This window comes from Nostoc flagelliforme FACHB-838 (assembly GCF_014698065.1).
Classification (GTDB): domain Bacteria; phylum Cyanobacteriota; class Cyanobacteriia; order Cyanobacteriales; family Nostocaceae; genus Nostoc; species Nostoc flagelliforme_B.
Map to the genome: position 1 here is coordinate 61,165 of NZ_JACJSI010000030.1, position 16,505 is coordinate 77,669.

Genomic DNA, 16,505 nt, shown 5'->3' on the forward strand with positions numbered 1-16,505 from the left:
GCAATGTTTTTACCAATTAGAAAACAGCTTTGATATAAAAGTTTGTTTTCCCCCCATTGTCGCCTGTTTTCGCAAACTGATAAATCGATCATAATTGCCTTATGCAGCAGTCACTGTGTAATTAAATGAACTTGAGTATTCGGCACTGGTTGGCAGAACGCTATATTGCAATCAATCAAATCAAAGAATTTTCGGGGGGGCAATTGGCAGGTATTGCCTACCGGATTGTTCAGGATATGGAAGTCAAAAGCCTCATGCCTTTTGATATCTGTACCTTAGTAGAGGTTTTAGAACTGCCTTTAGGTATTGTTTGGGAAGAAATCAGTGTCATTTCTGAGTTGACAGAAAACCTGTTGCGTAGTCTCAGCCAAAAAAAACCATTAAAACGCAACGAAGGTACATGGCTAGCGTTTCAAATTGCCTATCTCCAAGCTTTGCAAGCAATTCTAGAGCAGGAAGCAAGGCTGCAAAAACCGTGGCTAGATCGAGCAAGTATACCAATCCAAGCACAAATACTTAAAGAGGACGTAAGTAAACTCACCCTCCAAGATCCGCAACTGCAAGGATTGCTGAGAACTCTCAGCCCAGGTAAATTGACTGATACTCAAGCTGAACAAGCACTATCTTTGGTTGCAGATTCTTTACTGGTGCAACAAATAAATAATGCTGCCATCGCTTGGTTAGTTGCCAATGGTGCAGAGGAACCTGAAGCTAAACTTTTAACACAGCGTTTGCTTAACTCGCTTCCTGGCCACTTACTAATAGTCGTCACCGAGAATGCTGCACCTCTAGCCCAACTACAAAAGTTTTTCCGTTTAGGGATTTCATTATTTCCCAGTTTGATCGCCTCAGAGGTTGGTTCTACAGTCGGTGAGAAAATTGATTTGCAGCGTGAACATTATCGCGCAAGTTTGATTCAAAATCTTAGTCTGCCTTTGCTGATGGAATCCTTTGCCCTTAAGGATATCTATGTGCCACAAAAAGCCTTACCAATGGAGGAAAGTATTTCTCAGCAGGATAAAAAAACTGTTAAACCAATTGATTTAAAGACATGGGCGCAACAACAGCTAACTGATTTAGAAACGATCGCTGTGATTGAGTCGGAACCCGGTTATGGAAAAACCAGTTTTTGCCAACTTTGGGCAGCACAGATAGCGCAGGAATTTTACCCTACTTGGATGCCTATATTAATTAGGTTGCGAGATGTAAAATACGGTAAAAGTTTCATCGAAACCCTAAATTCTGCCTTTCCTGTTAATCTTGCAACTTGGTTTGAGCAAGAAAATCTCCCTTGTTTATTGCTGCTGGATGGTTTAGATGAACTACCCCGTTCTCATCAGGGTACAAGGGCACAAGCAATTTTTATTCAGCAGTTGCTGAACTTTCAATCTCAGCAGCGGCACAAAATTGTATTGACAAGTCGCTCAACGACATTAGCGGAAATCGCCCCAGAACTACCGCTATTTTTGAAACGAATTAATATTCAGCCGTTAGATGTGGATGAATTCAAACAATGGTTTCAGCAATGGGCAAAAGTGCAATCGTTGGCGATCGCTCAAAATTTATTTACATTGTTAAAACAGGCAGGGCTATTTGCCAGCCACTCAAAGTTAAAAGAATTATCTGTCCTTATCCGTCAACCCCTAATGCTGCATTTATTGGGCATTTTGCACCGCGACGGATTACTAGATGATGAACTATTGCAGTTAGCTGCTAATACCCAAAATTCTTCTCTGTTATGGGAAATTCACCATCGCCTGAGTCGATGGTTATTGGGCTATCCGCTAATTGGTGGAATCAAGACGATGCTACTGCGTTCAGGATCGGCTCATATCCACCGAAGTCCAGAAGCGATCGCTAATTTACTTGCTGGGCGTGATCCCCAAGATTTACTTGAGCAGATGCAAGCGATCGCTCTCAAAATTTTACACTCGCAACGTCATCAAATTAATTTGGTTGGTGAATTTAATACTCTACCAGGGTTTTACTTTAAAATTCGGGATTTAGAAAGCTCAAGCAAAAGCGCTGCAAAAAGTAGTTTAATCGAGTTTTCCCATATCAAATTAGGAGAATTTCTTTGTGCAGATGCTATTGCTGCCCAACTTAAAATTCTGACTCAGTACCAAGATGAGGCTTACGGTGCGTCCGCTTTTTTGCTTGATTCTCCGAGTAGCGTAGCCCAACATATTTATAATTTACTAGGTTACGGGATACTGAGCCAAGAACTTGAAGAACTGGCGATTGCAGGATTACGCCGCCAGCAAAAGCACAAATTTTCCTTTGAAGTTTTATTTCAACGTCTTTTGTCTTTCTGGCGTGCTTACTGTCAAGGACGTTGGTTAGATGAAGGGATAGCCCACAACGCTTTAACTCATTTTCATGCACTGCAAAACCCAGTGAATGTTGAACAGGTGAATGCTGCGGTAGGATTGAATGTGTTTTTATTGCTTTGTGCTTGCTACCGAGAAACAAAAGTTCCTTTTTGGCCTTGTGGAAATCCAGCGAATTTAACAGAATTCAATCCAGAGGCGCTGAGTATGCTAATTGCTAAGACAACGGTTTTGCATAAAAATGCCTTCGCAACCCGAATTAAATCTTTGGCTGGACTCAATTTATCGGGAGCATCTTTATTGCAAGTGGTGTTAACTGGGGTAAATCTTGAGCAAACAAACTTATCCAATGCGGAGTTAACAGGGGCAAATTTAGCTGGAGCCAATTTACAACAGGCTAACCTCGCAGATGCAAACCTTGCAGGCGCAAATCTCGCAGGCACAAACCTTCAAGAGGCAAACTTTACAGGCGCAAACCTCCAACAGGCAAACCTTATGGGGATAAATCTGAACTCAGTCAATTTTACCAACGCCTGTTTATTTGATGCCTTCCTGGTTGAGGCTGACAAAAAATTAGCCAACGATAATGGTGGCTTGTTCTCCAAAGAGTCGTTTCAAAAACTGAAATATTTGCGTAGTTTACCGCCGCAGGCATCGCAACAGCGCTTTTTAAACACCGTAATAATCACGCCAAATATAGATGTTAATGGAAACAAGTCCCCTGCGATCGGACTAATTGAAAGCTGCGAAGGCGGAAATTTACAAATAGATTTATATGATGACGAGTCCTATGATGAAACAGTTTTTGGCAATAATTCTATTGAGGAATAGGGAATAGAGAAGTGTATATAGGAGCGAAATTTTCCCCCTGCCTCCTGCCCCCTGCCCTCTACCCCCTACCCCCTGCCCTCTACCCCTAACCCTCTGGCGGATTACGATAGCCAAAAAAGTTAATACTGTAGTCAGTAATCCGCACTCCTGTTTCTTCTTCAATTTTGCGGATCAAATCTTCTGGTAGTTCCACATGAACATCAAGAATTTGATTTGTATCCACACAATTTATATGACTGTGAGAGTCACTGATATTGCCGTACAAACGCCCATCACAGCGTTCAATACATTCAATAATGCCTTGACTTGATAATGCTTCTAAATTTTGATAAACAGAAGTATGACCGATTTCTTTGCCTTGTTGGTTCAAGCGATCGTAAATCTCTCTTGCAGCAAGGTGTTCATTTGCTTGCCAAAGTAGTTCCAGAATAAAGCGACGCTGACGACTGACGCGCATACCCAGGATTTGACAGCGATCAAGCGCATCTTCTAAGGAACGAATTGGTTTTGTGGAAATTGTTTGTTTTTGCATATTACAGCTTCTTAACTGTTGGGGAAATTTTCCCATTTCAATGTTTAGTGGTTATTTTATATATGCAATGATATTGCACACCGCTCTTTTACCTGTACTTGTGTTTTGGCTTTTAATGCTGCGGAAGTCACAAGTGGCGATAATGATTTTTTTTTGCTTCTTGACGGCTACTTTGTCAGACCTTAATCTAAAACAAACTCATTACAACTTTAACTTAAATTTGCTGTAAATGTCCACTTTGGGGCAAGCATTGCTTTAGCTAAGTAGGCTAATTCTAATTGCATACTATTTTACTAGTGTAATAATTTTTTATTAAGCTTGAGTATTTATCGCAAACAGGAAAGTAATATTTAAGTGTAGCAAAACCGAGTATACGTGAGTGGCGTAGGCGTAGCCCACGGTAGGCATCGCCATTCACTCATATCAAGGCTAGGAGCTAATAATCTTTAAAGTTTAAACTAATCGGTCAGGAATTTCGTGGTAAGGACTTTAGTCTTGCTTTTCTAAGCAATAAAGTGCTTGCTACAAACCTTGAAAACTATTTTTATAGAGTGCTAGATGGATATTTGTTATGGCTAACGAAAATTGAGCAAAAGTATCAAATAAATTTGAGAAGGTCAGACCTGTGTATAAACTTTGTATAGGTTGACCAAATTATCAGCAAAAAAGTATCAGTAAATACTAATTGATTTGTGAAAAAGATTTTGTGCGACTAAAGGTTTATGTAGCATCAATCCCTGAAAGCTGCTACTGTATATTGTCGATCCTACAGTTGAGCAAAAAAAAGTGGCTGCTGAGTCAAAGACAATTGCGATCGCACTCAATAATGACTTCATTAACAATCTGGATCTGTCGCCTGCGTCAACGGTGATTGAACAACTGCTGCAAGAGGGAGTCGAATCCCATGAACAGCAGCTACGCTTTGATATCAATTACGATCTCGAACCTGGCGATCCACGGGAACTCTCAGAAATTCCAGAGGTGCGCCTGTGGTTTGTGCGCCTAGATGCTAAATATCCCTGGTTGCCATTTTTACTAGATTGGAAAGCTGGGGAATTCGCTCGTTATGCCGCCATGCTTGTACCACATCAGTTTAGTTCCCAAGAAGGCATTCAATACAATCCTGAAGCCTTAGAAATATTTTTGATGCACAAAATATTTATTTTAGGTGATTGGCTTAAACAGCAAGAGATTCCCAGTCTATCGCGGCTAAAGTCTATGGCTCAAATGCTGGGTTATGAATTAGATGATGCTTTTTTTGGGATATTTTAACAAGACATAATTCAGGAGTCAGGAGTCAGGAGTCAAAATTCAGAAGCAAGTTTTAAAATAGTAGCTTGATTTCTGCCGCACTGTACTAATGGATAGCGCAGCGTCTTGTAGAGAGCATCTTGATTCTGACTTTTGTATTCTTCTTTAAGACTGAATAACCGCAAAATCTAGCTGTCACATCCAGGTTTTGCGGTCATTCAACAAACGCATAACTATATTGGATATCCAATAGGTTGATTGCAGAAATTGAGGCAAACTGCTAGTTTAGCCACCCCAAATTTTCTCTAAAACTGCGTTTGGTGAAATATCCGCCGTTTTTCCCGTGGGGGATTCAATGGCTAAGAATTTATCGTATTTCGGTAACAACTTACCTGAATCAGTAGGCCCAAATAGGGCAATGGTATAAGTTTGGACTGCAACACTTAGTTGTAGTGCCGCACTATCAGTAGACAACATCAAATTTGCCCCGGCAATTATGGCAGTTAACTTACCAATATCGCTTGGCGCAGTCACCTTGATATCTGGAGAAGACTCCAGAAGCGATCGCACAAACTGCTCATCGCCAAATCCCTTAATGACTACCACAGGCAGATCGGGTTGCTTATCTTGGAAGTTTTGAATAATTTGATGCCATTTCTCGACAGGGTAGATTTTATCCAGTTCTTTAGCTTGGGATAACTGGCCAGAACCGCCATTAATCAAGATATAGCCTGTTTCATTCACCCCTAAGCGTTTTTGTTCCTTTTCCGCCCAGTCAATATCTGTTTTTGGCACATTTACTGCTAATTCTGGGACAGGGGTTTTTATGGTTAATGGTTGCAGCAAGTCGTGGTATAGTGCTGCCGCATACTGGGATGGTTTGAACGGCACAGCATGGGTAAGAAAACCCGCTCCTTTGCCTTGGTAGCCAATGCGTGTGGTAATTCCTGTCAACCAGAGTAAAAGACCCACCAACCAATTTTGCTTAACAGCAATGGCAACATCGTATTCGCGATCGCGAATGTTGCCGACCAAATTCCCCCAATCTGCCAGACTGTTACGGTCATTAAAATCAAAGGCTAATACCTCGTGAACTGATTTGCTCACTCGGTAGGCAGCCTTTGACCCTGGTTCAACAACAACATCTATCTGAGCGTTAGGGTAATGGCGCTTCAGGTCGTCTAGAGTCGGAAAGAAGAGAATTTGGTCGCCAATTCCGCCAGGTACAAGGGCTACTACTCGCATAATATTTATTGACGCTTACTCGCTCCCTATTTTAGGGGAAAATATATAGCTTAAAGATTGAGGAATTCTGTGTATTTACTAATTCCAGCTGCGGGAATCGGAAAAAGAATGGGGAGTAACCGCAATAAACTCCTGCTGAAGGTGCGATCGCAACCAATTATTGCCTGGACTTTATTAGCCGCAGAAGCCGCCAATACAATCAGTTGGATCGGGATTATTTCTCAGCCTATGGATTGGCCAGACTTCAACACAATTCTCGCCGATCTAAAGCTGACTAAACCAGTCGAATTGATTCAAGGTGGCTCCACCCGCCAAGAATCTGTTTACAATGGCTTGCAATCCCTGCCAGTAGCCGCAGAGCAAGTGTTGATTCACGATGGCGCTAGATGCCTAGCTACACCAGATTTATTTAATGCTTGTGCCGAGGCCATTCGCCACTGTCCCGGTTTAATTGCTGGTGTACCGGTCAAAGACACTATCAAAGTTGTGGATGAACAAGGCATAATTCAACAAACACCCGACAGACGACAACTATGGGCCGCACAAACTCCCCAAGGATTTGATGTCAAGTTGTTGAAACAGTGCCACGCTGAAGGTGTCCGTCAAGGTTGGGAAGTAACTGACGATGCTGCTTTATTTGAAAGGTGTGGCATTGAAGTGCGAATTGTCGAGGGAGAAGAGACAAATTTAAAAGTAACCACTCCACAAGATTTAGCGATCGCAGAATTTATTCTCACAACTAGAGGCTTTTGAGAAAGTGGGGAGCAGGGCGCAAGGGAGAGAATAAAAATTACCTATTTCTCCTCTGCTCCCTGCCCCTCTGCCTCTTGTCCCCAATCCTCAATTTGAGAGTTTCAAACAATATTTTGACAATTTACGATATAATGCCACACACTTGTTGATTGTTAGTTGTCATCTGCTAATGACTAGTAACTAATGACTAGTAACTAATCACCAATGACTAATAACTAAATGATTACAGTTACAGCGACCAAGATAGAAGCAATTCTCTATTTAAAGGGTAAACCCTTGTCGCTCGGCGAAATTGCCGAGTATGCCGCGTGCGATCGCGCCACTGTCAAAGAAGGCATAATTGAACTCATGGATAACTATGCGCACCGAGATAGTGCCCTAGAGGTAATAGAAACCCCAGATGGTTACAGTTTGCAACTACGGTCTGACTTTCATGATTTAGTGCAAACTATCATACCAGTAGAATTGGGTGTAGGTGCATTGCGGACTTTGGCTGCGATCGCTCTTAATAGTCCCATACTCCAGAGCGACTTGATTAACCTGCGCGGTTCAGGAGTATATCAGCACGTTCCAGAACTAGTCGAACTTGGTTTCATCCGCAAGCGCCGAGACAGCGATTCTCGCTCTTACTCACTCCAAGTAACCCCAAAATTTCATCAGTATTTCCAAATTGAACAACTCCCGCAAATACTTTCCACCAGTCAGAAGGAAGAACAACTAGAACTAGAACTAGAACTAAAGGGAGTGGCGAATGCGGAATAGGGAGGGGGAAGAATAAAAATTACTTTTTCCCCTCTGCCCCCTGCGCGCTGCCCCTCTACCCCCTGCGCGCTGCCTTTCTGCCTCTTCTACCCCATTCCCTCCTCTTGACTTATACCCGTGGTGAATGCGCTACCCTTGTACTATGGTTTAGAGTAGAGTTAGCAATTAAGCTAAATAAAACTGCCAATGGTGTTTAATCCTGACTTTTTGAATGACAACTCTGAGGAACACCCTAATCAACTTCTTTCCGACCACTCTGACGAATACCCCAATCAGTTGCTCAAATATCTACAGCATCAGTCTCCTGATGTTTTAGCGAGGATTGCTCAGTCCGCCAGCCCCGAAATTAAACAAATCATCTCGCAAAATGTCCAAGGGCTTGTGGGAATGCTCCCGGCAGAAAATTTCAACGTGCAAATCACAACAGATCGGGAGAATTTAGCTGGGCTTCTAGCGTCGGCCATGATGACAGGGTATTTTCTGCGCCAGATGGAACAAAGAATGCAGTTAGAGCATTTGTCTAATGGTCAATAATTAATAGTTAGTAGTCAAACATTCTGGAACTATTGACCAAATAATTACTAATTCGTAATTCGTAATTCGTAATTCAAAAGGGTACAGCAGCCCACACTAAATTAAAAATTCAGTGGTAAACAAGACTTGTGTGGAGAGTTCAAGCTTCCACGGATAGCGACGTGCAAAGCGAGTCCGCCAGCGTCTTGCAACTACGAATTACGAATTATCAATTATGAATTATTTTGACTACTTCCTTTCAGGGTAAGCTGCTGATTGTACTTTGAAAGTTTGAATTTTGCCGCTGCGGTTGACTTCGATATCTAAAATGTCCCCAACTTTGCTGGACTCCACCAGTTTCTGAACTTGGGCTGAGGTTTTAACTGGTTTACCGTTAACTTTTTGAATCACGTCTCCAGAAAGCAGTCCTCCACGCTTGGCTGGGGAATTATCTGTGACTCCTTTAATCACAATCCCTGCATCCTGTTGAATGTTTAGCTGATTTTCTTGATTAATTTGCTGTTTTCTGGTGGGAGAAAGGTCTGCCATTTCAATACCCAAGAAGGGATGTTCCACACGCCCTTTGGCAAAAAGTTCGTTGGCTATGCGGGCGGCGGTTTCAATGGGAATGGCGAAACCAAGTCCTTGAGCATCAGCGCGGATGGCGGTGTTAACACCAATCACTTCGCCTTGGGCATTTAACAACGGGCCACCAGAGTTTCCAGGGTTAATTGCGGCATCAGTTTGGATAAAGCTGACTCGCTTATCCGGGACACCAACTTGAGTGCTGGTGCGATCAGTAGCGCTGATGATGCCGATAGTGACAGTATTATCTAAACCTAGAGGATTGCCAATAGCGATCGCCCATTGTCCTGGTATCAAGTTTTGCGAATTTCCCAGCTTCACCGTCGGTAAATGATCCGCTTTGATTTTCACCACTGCCACATCTGTCACAGAATCAACACCTACCACCTTCCCCTCTAGGCTCCGACCATCCTTGAGGGTAACTTGTACTGTATCTGTATCTGCTACCACATGAGCGTTGGTGAGTAATTCTCCATCTTCGCTTAAAATAAATCCCGATCCTGTACCGCGCTCAATACGTTCTTGGGGAATTGGTTGCTCATCCTCTCCAAAAAATCGTCGCAAGAGGGGATTTTTCAATGCGTCAGAAATAGGATTGGCGACTTTGCGAGTAGCATTAATTCGCACCACAGCCGGGCCAACTTTTTGCACTGCCGTCGCAATAAAATTTACATTATCGCCCCCATTAGCCCCAATCGTTCCGTTAGAAGAATTAGGAACTACGGATTCTGGAGGCAAAGCCATTGTTACATTTTTTAACTGTTGGAACGAGCGATTTTGTGGCAGGAGATAGCGACTGCCTAACAAACCTGCACCACCGCCGATCACCAGTAAAAACACATAAACCGCCAGTTGCTTTAAGGATAACTTCATAATCATTTTGCTATAAGGACAGCAATGCAGTTGCTAATTTCTAAGTGTAGTCAAGCTAACGGCAAGTGGACAGATCAATTTACGAGGAATTAAAGATTGGGACTTGGGGACAAGGAGAAAAACTTGTTGCAAGTTCTCACTCAAATCACCTTGTCACTATTGCCTCCCCTGCCTCCTCTGCTCCCCCTGCTCCCTCCTCCCCAACCCCCAATTCCCACTCTTCCCATCTAAAATCTAAAGTTAGTGCGCTCTTGACCTGAATACATGATTTTACCCTTTCGTCAACTGTTTCTCTATAGCTTAGTTAGCGCCTTGGGCCTAGTAAGCATACTGCCAAACTCGAACAGTGCTAATGCTGCTGTGGGTGATTGCCCAATTCCAGCCTTATCTCGCTTCCAACGCCATAAAGTTGTTCGTGGTGAAACTTTGGAGAGCATAGCGCAGCGCTACAATCTCCTACCTACAACTATTATTGGCATGAATCCAACTTTGCAGAGCGGTGCAGTTGTCGCCGTTGGTAGTGTGCTTCAAATTCCTCCCTACAATGGGATTGTAGTTGAAGTGCCTAGCGGTCAAACTTGGCGACAAGTGGCGGCACAATACAAAGTTCGTGCTGATAGCCTTTTTGAGATCAATGGCTGCCAACAAAACCCTAGAATCGTGTTTGTTCCGGGGGTAAATTGGTCGCCCAATGGTGTTGTAACTAAGTCCCCTTTATCTACTGAGACAAAAACGCCAAACCGTGAATCCCTGTCTGGATACCCTTTAGCACAAGCTGCAAATGTGGGATTAGCTTACGGCTGGCAAATTAATCCTGCGACAGGTCAAGTTTTCTTCCATAGCGGTATTGACTTATTAGCACCAGCTGGTTCTGATGTACAAGCGATCGCGCCTGGAAGCGTAGCCTTTGCCAGCGACCAAGGTAGTTATGGCAAATTGGTCATCATTAACCACGGTGGCGGACTCCAAAGCCGCTACGCCCAACTTGACAGCATTAAAGTTACTGTTGGTCAGCAAGTGAAAAAAGGAGACTTACTAGGAACAGTAGGCATTAGCGGACAACCAACCTCCAGTCAACCGCACCTCCATTTTGAAGTGCGTTCTAGCTCATCTCTGGGTTGGGTAGCGCAAGATCCCAAAGGTTATTTGAAGAAATGAGGTTTGTTTTTAAACGCAGAGGAACGCCGAGGGAAGCGCAAAGGTTCGCAAAGGAAACCTCTGTGTTCTTCTGCGGAACCTTTGTGACCCTTTGCGTTAAAAAAAGGATGCTATATTTTCGCTAGATTTTACGATATGCATCCCTGCCTCCGCAAACTTTTTAAATGCTGCATCTGCCTGTTCTGTGTAGTCCACAACACTGGGGACAACAACGGGGGAAGTGGAATCTTCTAGCAGATAGATTTTTTTGGCAAGGGTAGCATCTACCTGTTTAATTTCTGTTAATAAATCGTCAATTGTCCAGGCGACGCAATGACTTTTAGCTTGGCCACCAATAATTACTGCATCAAATTCTAAAAGTTGTTTAATTAAGCGCGTGTTCTTTTGAGCAAGTGGACGTTTTTCAAAATCTTCCAATACCTCTGGACGCAAAATTGAATAATTTTCTGTTAAAGGATTTTCACCTTTGATTTCAAATTGCGTTTGGGTCTGACGCGCAATGCTGTGGAAAAATATCGCTTCTTCTACCGATGAAACTAGAGCATGACCGATGCCACCCAACATAGAATGATAAGGCCAAACAGTGAGGGGATATTTACCGTCTTGACTGAGTTGCTTAAGGTAATGGTAAGCGTGTTTTTCTAATAATTTATAATCCCCATTAGTAACACTGTCAGCAACTGCTGGGTTAACTTGCCAAATACCTTTTTCAATATCTGCTGGGGTAATGCTAGTTGCTGCTGGGCTGGGATGTTCTCCGGTGGCGTTTACCCAAAATATGGGATGAAAAATTTGCGTTGCTGTGTGGGTATCTAAGGTAGGTACAATTTTTGTAATTACTCCCAAGTTGCGATAGATAAACTCACACAATCTGACATTATCATCTACTGCCCCATTCCCAGATTTTCCCCCTACAAATAATTCAAAACCTGGGATGCAAAAGGTATTTTGAACATCAATTAATAGTAGGCAAATACGAGTTTTATCTAAAGATGCTGGTTTGATGTCGTGCTTTTTTGCCCATATTTCGCCTGCTGCTGCACGTTCTTGGTAAGGTACACGCCAGACTTCGCCGACTTTTTCTGGGTTAAAGTACGGGGGAATTGGTAGTTGGGGTGTTGTTTGGGTGTTCATAATTACAGTTGCTTTTATTATGTAGTAACATCTATAATTTCAATCCCCAAATTTTCTCAAGTCTTTTCTAGTATGAGCGTCAAAGAATTTGGTGATAAGTCTAATTTAGCTGGCCGTAGGGGTGATCGCTCCTCATCCTCTTTACTTAGTAGTATGTTTGTATTGTAAAAATCCAAATTTAGCGATCACTACTCATGCTACTCAGTTCAAGGGATTTTTAAGCAGTATATCTTTACAAATGAGCAAAACTTCTCAATTGTTCTTTATTTCTTTGCCTGTCTCTTTCTCATTTTTTTCTATACTAATCGTCCAAAAGAGCCACTAGCTGTGGCAATCTGAAAAGCAGAGATTAATCAAATCTGATATTTTAGCTACAGCAAATTTACCTAATCAGGTTATGCAAACTCTTCCCGCAGTAAACACTTCAAGCATCGCACCAAGCCAACCTACCTTTGATACAACAATCAAGCGGCGTAAAACCCGTCCCGTAAAGGTGGGAAATGTCACCATTGGCGGTGGCTACCCCGTTGTAGTGCAATCAATGATTAACGAAGACACCCTTGATATTGATGGTTCCGTGGCTGGTATTCGTCGTCTGCACGAAATTGGCTGCGAAATTGTCCGTGTCACGGTGCCAAGTATGGCTCATGCTAAAGCTTTAGCAGAAATTAAACAAAAATTAATTAAAACTTACCAAGATGTGCCCATTGTGGCTGATGTCCATCACAATGGACTAAAAATCGCTGTGGAAGTTGCCAAGCACATAGAAAAAGTGCGGATTAATCCAGGGTTATATGTCTTTGAAAAACCCAACGTCAATCGAACTGAGTATACTAAAGCCGAATTTGACGAAATTGGCGAAAAAATACGCGAAACCCTAGAACCTCTGGTAGTTTCTTTGCGCGATCAAGGTAAATCGATGCGAATTGGGGTAAATCACGGTTCCCTCGCCGAGAGAATGCTATTTACTTACGGTGACACCCCAGAAGGAATGGTGGAATCCGCCATAGAATTTATCCGCATCTGTGAATCTTTAGATTTCCGCAACTTAGTAATTTCCATGAAAGCCTCACGAGTACCGGTGATGCTAGCCGCTTATCGCCTCATCGCCAAGCGCATGGATGACTTGGGTATGGATTACCCATTACATTTAGGCGTTACGGAAGCCGGTGATGGCGAATACGGGCGAATTAAATCTACTGCTGGTATTGCCACATTACTTGCTGATGGCATTGGTGATACAATTCGCGTCTCACTTACAGAAGCACCAGAAAAAGAAATTCCCGTCTGCTATAGCATTCTCCAAGCTTTGGGATTGCGAAAAACGATGGTGGAATACGTCGCTTGTCCTTCCTGTGGACGCACTTTGTTTAACCTAGAGGAAGTCCTGCACAAAGTCCGGGAAGCCACTAAACACCTAACTGGGTTAGATATCGCAGTTATGGGTTGCATTGTCAATGGCCCAGGAGAAATGGCGGATGCTGACTATGGCTATGTTGGCAAAACACCTGGTTACATTTCTTTGTATCGTGGTCGAGAAGAAATTAAAAAAGTCCCAGAAGATAAAGGTGTAGAGGAATTAATTAACCTGATTAAGGCAGATGAACGCTGGGTAGAACCATAAAGGGGCAGGGGAGTCAGGGGGATAAGGTTATTTGAGTGAGAACTTGCAACAAATCTTTCCCCAATCCCCAATCCCTAAAAACTTTGTATCTTTTAACCAACAAGGTAGCCGGATTGTCAAGTATTTTGTTTAAATTAAGAATACATACTCGGTCTGTACAGTGGTAGCCTGTGTTAGATTGAGCATACTGACTATAAATTTTCCCTCTGACGCAGCTGTCATTATGGTGATTACAAAAAGTAGGCTTGTTTTGGGTGCTACGGCAGTGACACTCTCCACGATTGCTGTTACTAGCCTTGGCATTCACTCGCGAGGTCAGGCTTTATTTAAAGCAAGTCCTAAAGAATTGGTAGATGAAGTTTGGCAAGTTATTCAACGCCAATATGTAGACGGTACTTTTAATCAGGTAGATTGGCAGGCTGTTCGTAAGGAATACTTAAGCAAGTCCTACAGTAATCCGCAGGAAGCATATAAGTCCATTCGAGAAATGCTCAAAAAGCTCGAAGACCCATATACCCGGTTTATGGATCCACAGGAATTCAAGAATATGCAAGTGGATACCTCTGGAGAATTGACAGGAATTGGGATCACTATTAGTCAGGATGAAAAAACCAAGCAATTGGTTGTAATTGCGCCAATCGAAGATACACCAGCTTTTAAAGCTGGTGTTTTGGCAAAAGATGTCATTCTCAAAATCGACAATAAAAGTACCAAGGGGATGGATACTAATCAGGCAGTATCCCTGATTCGAGGTGAAGCAGGATCGAAAGTCACCTTAACGATTCAGCGCAATGGTCAGACAAAACAGTTTGACATCAAAAGAGCGCGGATTGAAATTCATCCAGTTAAATATTCCCAAAAGAAAAGTCCAGCAGGTAATCTTGGCTACATTCGCCTGAACCAGTTCAGTGCCAATGCTAGTAAAGAAATGCAAACTGCCATTAAAGATTTAGAAAGCAAACGGGTAGCTGGATATATCCTTGATCTGCGTGGTAATCCAGGTGGGTTACTTTTCTCCAGTATAGATATTGCCCGGATGTGGCTGAATAAAGGCACAATTGTTTCTACCATTGACCGCCAAGGTGAGCGAGAGCGAGAAGTAGCAAATGGACGTGCTCTGACAAATAAACCGTTGGTAATATTAGTAGATAAAGGTTCAGCCAGTGCCAGCGAAATCCTTTCCGGAGCGTTGCAGGACAACAAACGTGCTACTTTGGTAGGAACTCAAACCTTTGGTAAGGGATTAGTGCAATCGGTGCGTCCCCTAGAAGATGGCTCAGGATTAGCAGTGACAATTGCTAAATACCATACGCCTAATGATAGAGATATTAATAAGCATGGTATTGATCCAGATGTAAAGGTAGATTTGACAGATGCCCAGCGACAGGATTTGTGGCTCAACGAACGTGAAAAACTCGCTACCCTAAAAGACCCCCAATTTGCTAAAGCAGTAGACATAATAGGTAAAAAAATTGCTGCTCAGGGCGCAGCTACAGCAGAAAAATGAAGAGTTAAGAATAACGGAATGAAGTTAGGAGTGAATAGTGAGGAGTTAAGAATAAAAACCATCATTGATAACTCCTCACTCCTAACTCTTACCTTAAACTGGTTGGCACTTTCCAGCCCTAATAAGTCCAACACGCCGAGCGATCGCTTCTTCTTGCGAACTAAAAGGCCCCCACTGTTCTATAATCTCTAAATTATCGTCCCCAACTTGGTCGCTGGCGATAATTTCGCCGTTTCCAACAGAACGCTTGACAATATACCAAGTTTGTGATTCGTTCATACTTTAAATAAAAATCTTGTTTTTATAGTAAGAATTTTACGGCATACAGAAAATATCTTTGCACTTGCTGAATCTGGGATTTAGCAAGTGCGATCGTATAATCAGTTTTTTACGGATCAATAATATTTTAGATGCTTGAGAGTCGTTTTTGTAGCTAACTCTACACTCAAAAGATTTTCTCTGTTGATTCGCTATCTTTTGGCCGTAGCAAAAAATCTGGATGGACTGATACAGATTAGAAAATAATTGGCATTTTCTATATATATATGTGTTACATCCATATATAGAAACGAGTAAATACACAAGGATATATGATGCCAGTTATCAGAATACCTGATCCCATTTATAAAAGGCTCCAAGCCCTGGCTGTCCCTTTCGAGGATACACCCATCACTGTTATTGAGAAGTTATTGAATGAATATGAGGCACGTTACCAGCCTCAGCAAGTTTCTGAAACCGAACTTTACACAGTTATTGAACCTGATAGTGTAACTAATTTGCGCCATACCAGAGTGCTGCAAGCCGTAATTGGTGGTCAGGAAATTCATCAACCGAACTGGAACAAAATCGTTGATGAAGCGCACGAAATTGCTATTCGACAAGGATTTTCTGTAGAGGATCTGATCAAACTAACCCTATCTCATGTCGTTAAGGGTGAAAAAATTAATTCTGGTTTTCACTACTTGCCAGAGGTAAACATTTCGATACAAGGTGTAGATTCAAATCTAGCGTGGCGTAACACTTTGCACTTAATGAAGAATTTGAAAATGCCAATCGAAATATACTTCGAGTGGCGCGACAAAGAGGGAGCAGTATATCCCGGTGAGAAAGGTAATCTCAGTTGGAATCCTGAATACAGCGATTCTTCCTTTGCAAGCCTTGTAGAGTCGTTTGAGTCTATTACTCGATCCCTAGATTCGTTAAAAATTATCAACCCTTCTTGATCCAAGGGTTTTAATGTCGTGAAACTGTTCTAGCCGACTCATATCGTGCGATTAAGATCAGCTATCGCTCAATCTGACTTTTCCCGTTAAGTCTTGAAATCCTTACTGGCAAAGGCTTTAAAAAACAGCGCCGCATATACGGTACAGTAATTAAAATTCGGTGCTAAAGGTGACAAGCAATGTT

Annotated in this window: 14 protein-coding genes; 9 read left to right on the forward strand and 5 right to left on the reverse strand. The window is 42.4% G+C overall.

Going from position 1 to position 16,505, the window contains the following annotated elements; translation table 11 throughout:
* Positions 1–125: 125 nt before the first annotated feature.
* The gene (locus tag H6G97_RS16770) at positions 126–3,161 is read left to right on the forward strand and encodes a pentapeptide repeat-containing protein (protein ID WP_190941870.1); all 3,036 of its coding nucleotides are present in this window, start codon (positions 126–128) and stop codon (positions 3,159–3,161) included.
* Positions 3,162–3,246: 85 nt separating this feature from the next.
* Here H6G97_RS16770 and H6G97_RS16775 read toward each other — a convergent pair whose 3' ends face one another.
* A complete protein-coding gene (locus H6G97_RS16775) occupies positions 3,247–3,693 on the reverse strand; it encodes a Fur family transcriptional regulator (protein ID WP_190941871.1) in 447 nt (148 codons plus the stop codon).
* Positions 3,694–4,479: 786 nt separating this feature from the next.
* Here H6G97_RS16775 and H6G97_RS16780 point away from each other — a divergent pair.
* Positions 4,480–4,965, forward strand: coding sequence for a CRR6 family NdhI maturation factor (locus H6G97_RS16780; RefSeq protein WP_190941872.1), 486 nt, complete (start codon positions 4,480–4,482; stop codon positions 4,963–4,965).
* 264 nt (positions 4,966–5,229) lie between these two features.
* Here H6G97_RS16780 and H6G97_RS16785 read toward each other — a convergent pair whose 3' ends face one another.
* Complete coding sequence (locus H6G97_RS16785; RefSeq protein WP_190941873.1) at positions 5,230–6,189, reverse strand: glycosyltransferase family 9 protein; 960 nt, start codon at positions 6,187–6,189, stop codon at positions 5,230–5,232.
* 69 nt (positions 6,190–6,258) lie between these two features.
* Between H6G97_RS16785 and ispD the strand changes: the two genes are divergently transcribed.
* The 3 genes from ispD (at position 6,259) to H6G97_RS16800 (ending at position 8,238) form a co-directional block, all read left to right on the forward strand.
* Positions 6,259–6,942, forward strand: coding sequence for a 2-C-methyl-D-erythritol 4-phosphate cytidylyltransferase (gene ispD, locus H6G97_RS16790; RefSeq protein WP_190941874.1), 684 nt, complete (start codon positions 6,259–6,261; stop codon positions 6,940–6,942).
* A 219-nt stretch (positions 6,943–7,161) separates the two neighbouring features.
* Complete coding sequence (scpB, locus tag H6G97_RS16795; protein ID WP_190941875.1) at positions 7,162–7,704, forward strand: SMC-Scp complex subunit ScpB; 543 nt, start codon at positions 7,162–7,164, stop codon at positions 7,702–7,704.
* Between the two features lie 186 nt (positions 7,705–7,890).
* A complete protein-coding gene (locus tag H6G97_RS16800) occupies positions 7,891–8,238 on the forward strand; it encodes a DUF760 domain-containing protein (RefSeq protein WP_190941876.1) in 348 nt (115 codons plus the stop codon).
* Positions 8,239–8,466: 228 nt separating this feature from the next.
* Here the strand turns inward: H6G97_RS16800 and H6G97_RS16805 are convergent, their stop codons facing one another.
* On the reverse strand, positions 8,467–9,675 hold the full coding sequence (locus H6G97_RS16805) for an HhoA/HhoB/HtrA family serine endopeptidase (RefSeq protein WP_190941877.1): 1,209 nt from the start codon (positions 9,673–9,675) through the stop codon (positions 8,467–8,469).
* 264 nt (positions 9,676–9,939) lie between these two features.
* Here H6G97_RS16805 and H6G97_RS16810 point away from each other — a divergent pair, with 264 nt between their 5' ends.
* A complete protein-coding gene (locus H6G97_RS16810) occupies positions 9,940–10,833 on the forward strand; it encodes a LysM peptidoglycan-binding domain-containing M23 family metallopeptidase (RefSeq protein ID WP_190941878.1) in 894 nt (297 codons plus the stop codon).
* A 96-nt stretch (positions 10,834–10,929) separates the two neighbouring features.
* Here the strand turns inward: H6G97_RS16810 and H6G97_RS16815 are convergent, their stop codons facing one another.
* Positions 10,930–11,967, reverse strand: coding sequence for a cysteine hydrolase family protein (locus H6G97_RS16815; protein WP_190941879.1), 1,038 nt, complete (start codon positions 11,965–11,967; stop codon positions 10,930–10,932).
* A gap of 397 nt (positions 11,968–12,364) precedes the next feature.
* Here H6G97_RS16815 and ispG point away from each other — a divergent pair, with 397 nt between their 5' ends.
* Entirely contained in the window at positions 12,365–13,591 is a 1,227-nt protein-coding gene (gene ispG / locus H6G97_RS16820; protein ID WP_190941880.1) for a (E)-4-hydroxy-3-methylbut-2-enyl-diphosphate synthase, read from the forward strand.
* A 223-nt stretch (positions 13,592–13,814) separates the two neighbouring features.
* Complete coding sequence (gene ctpC, locus H6G97_RS16825) at positions 13,815–15,098, forward strand: carboxyl-terminal processing protease CtpC (RefSeq protein WP_190941881.1); 1,284 nt, start codon at positions 13,815–13,817, stop codon at positions 15,096–15,098.
* A 93-nt stretch (positions 15,099–15,191) separates the two neighbouring features.
* Here the strand turns inward: ctpC and H6G97_RS16830 are convergent, their stop codons facing one another.
* On the reverse strand, positions 15,192–15,377 hold the full coding sequence (locus H6G97_RS16830; RefSeq protein WP_190941882.1) for a transposase: 186 nt from the start codon (positions 15,375–15,377) through the stop codon (positions 15,192–15,194).
* Positions 15,378–15,688: 311 nt separating this feature from the next.
* Here H6G97_RS16830 and H6G97_RS16835 point away from each other — a divergent pair, with 311 nt between their 5' ends.
* Complete coding sequence (locus H6G97_RS16835) at positions 15,689–16,321, forward strand: T4SS efffector SepA family protein (protein ID WP_190941883.1); 633 nt, start codon at positions 15,689–15,691, stop codon at positions 16,319–16,321.
* The last annotated feature ends 184 nt before the right edge of the window (positions 16,322–16,505 follow it).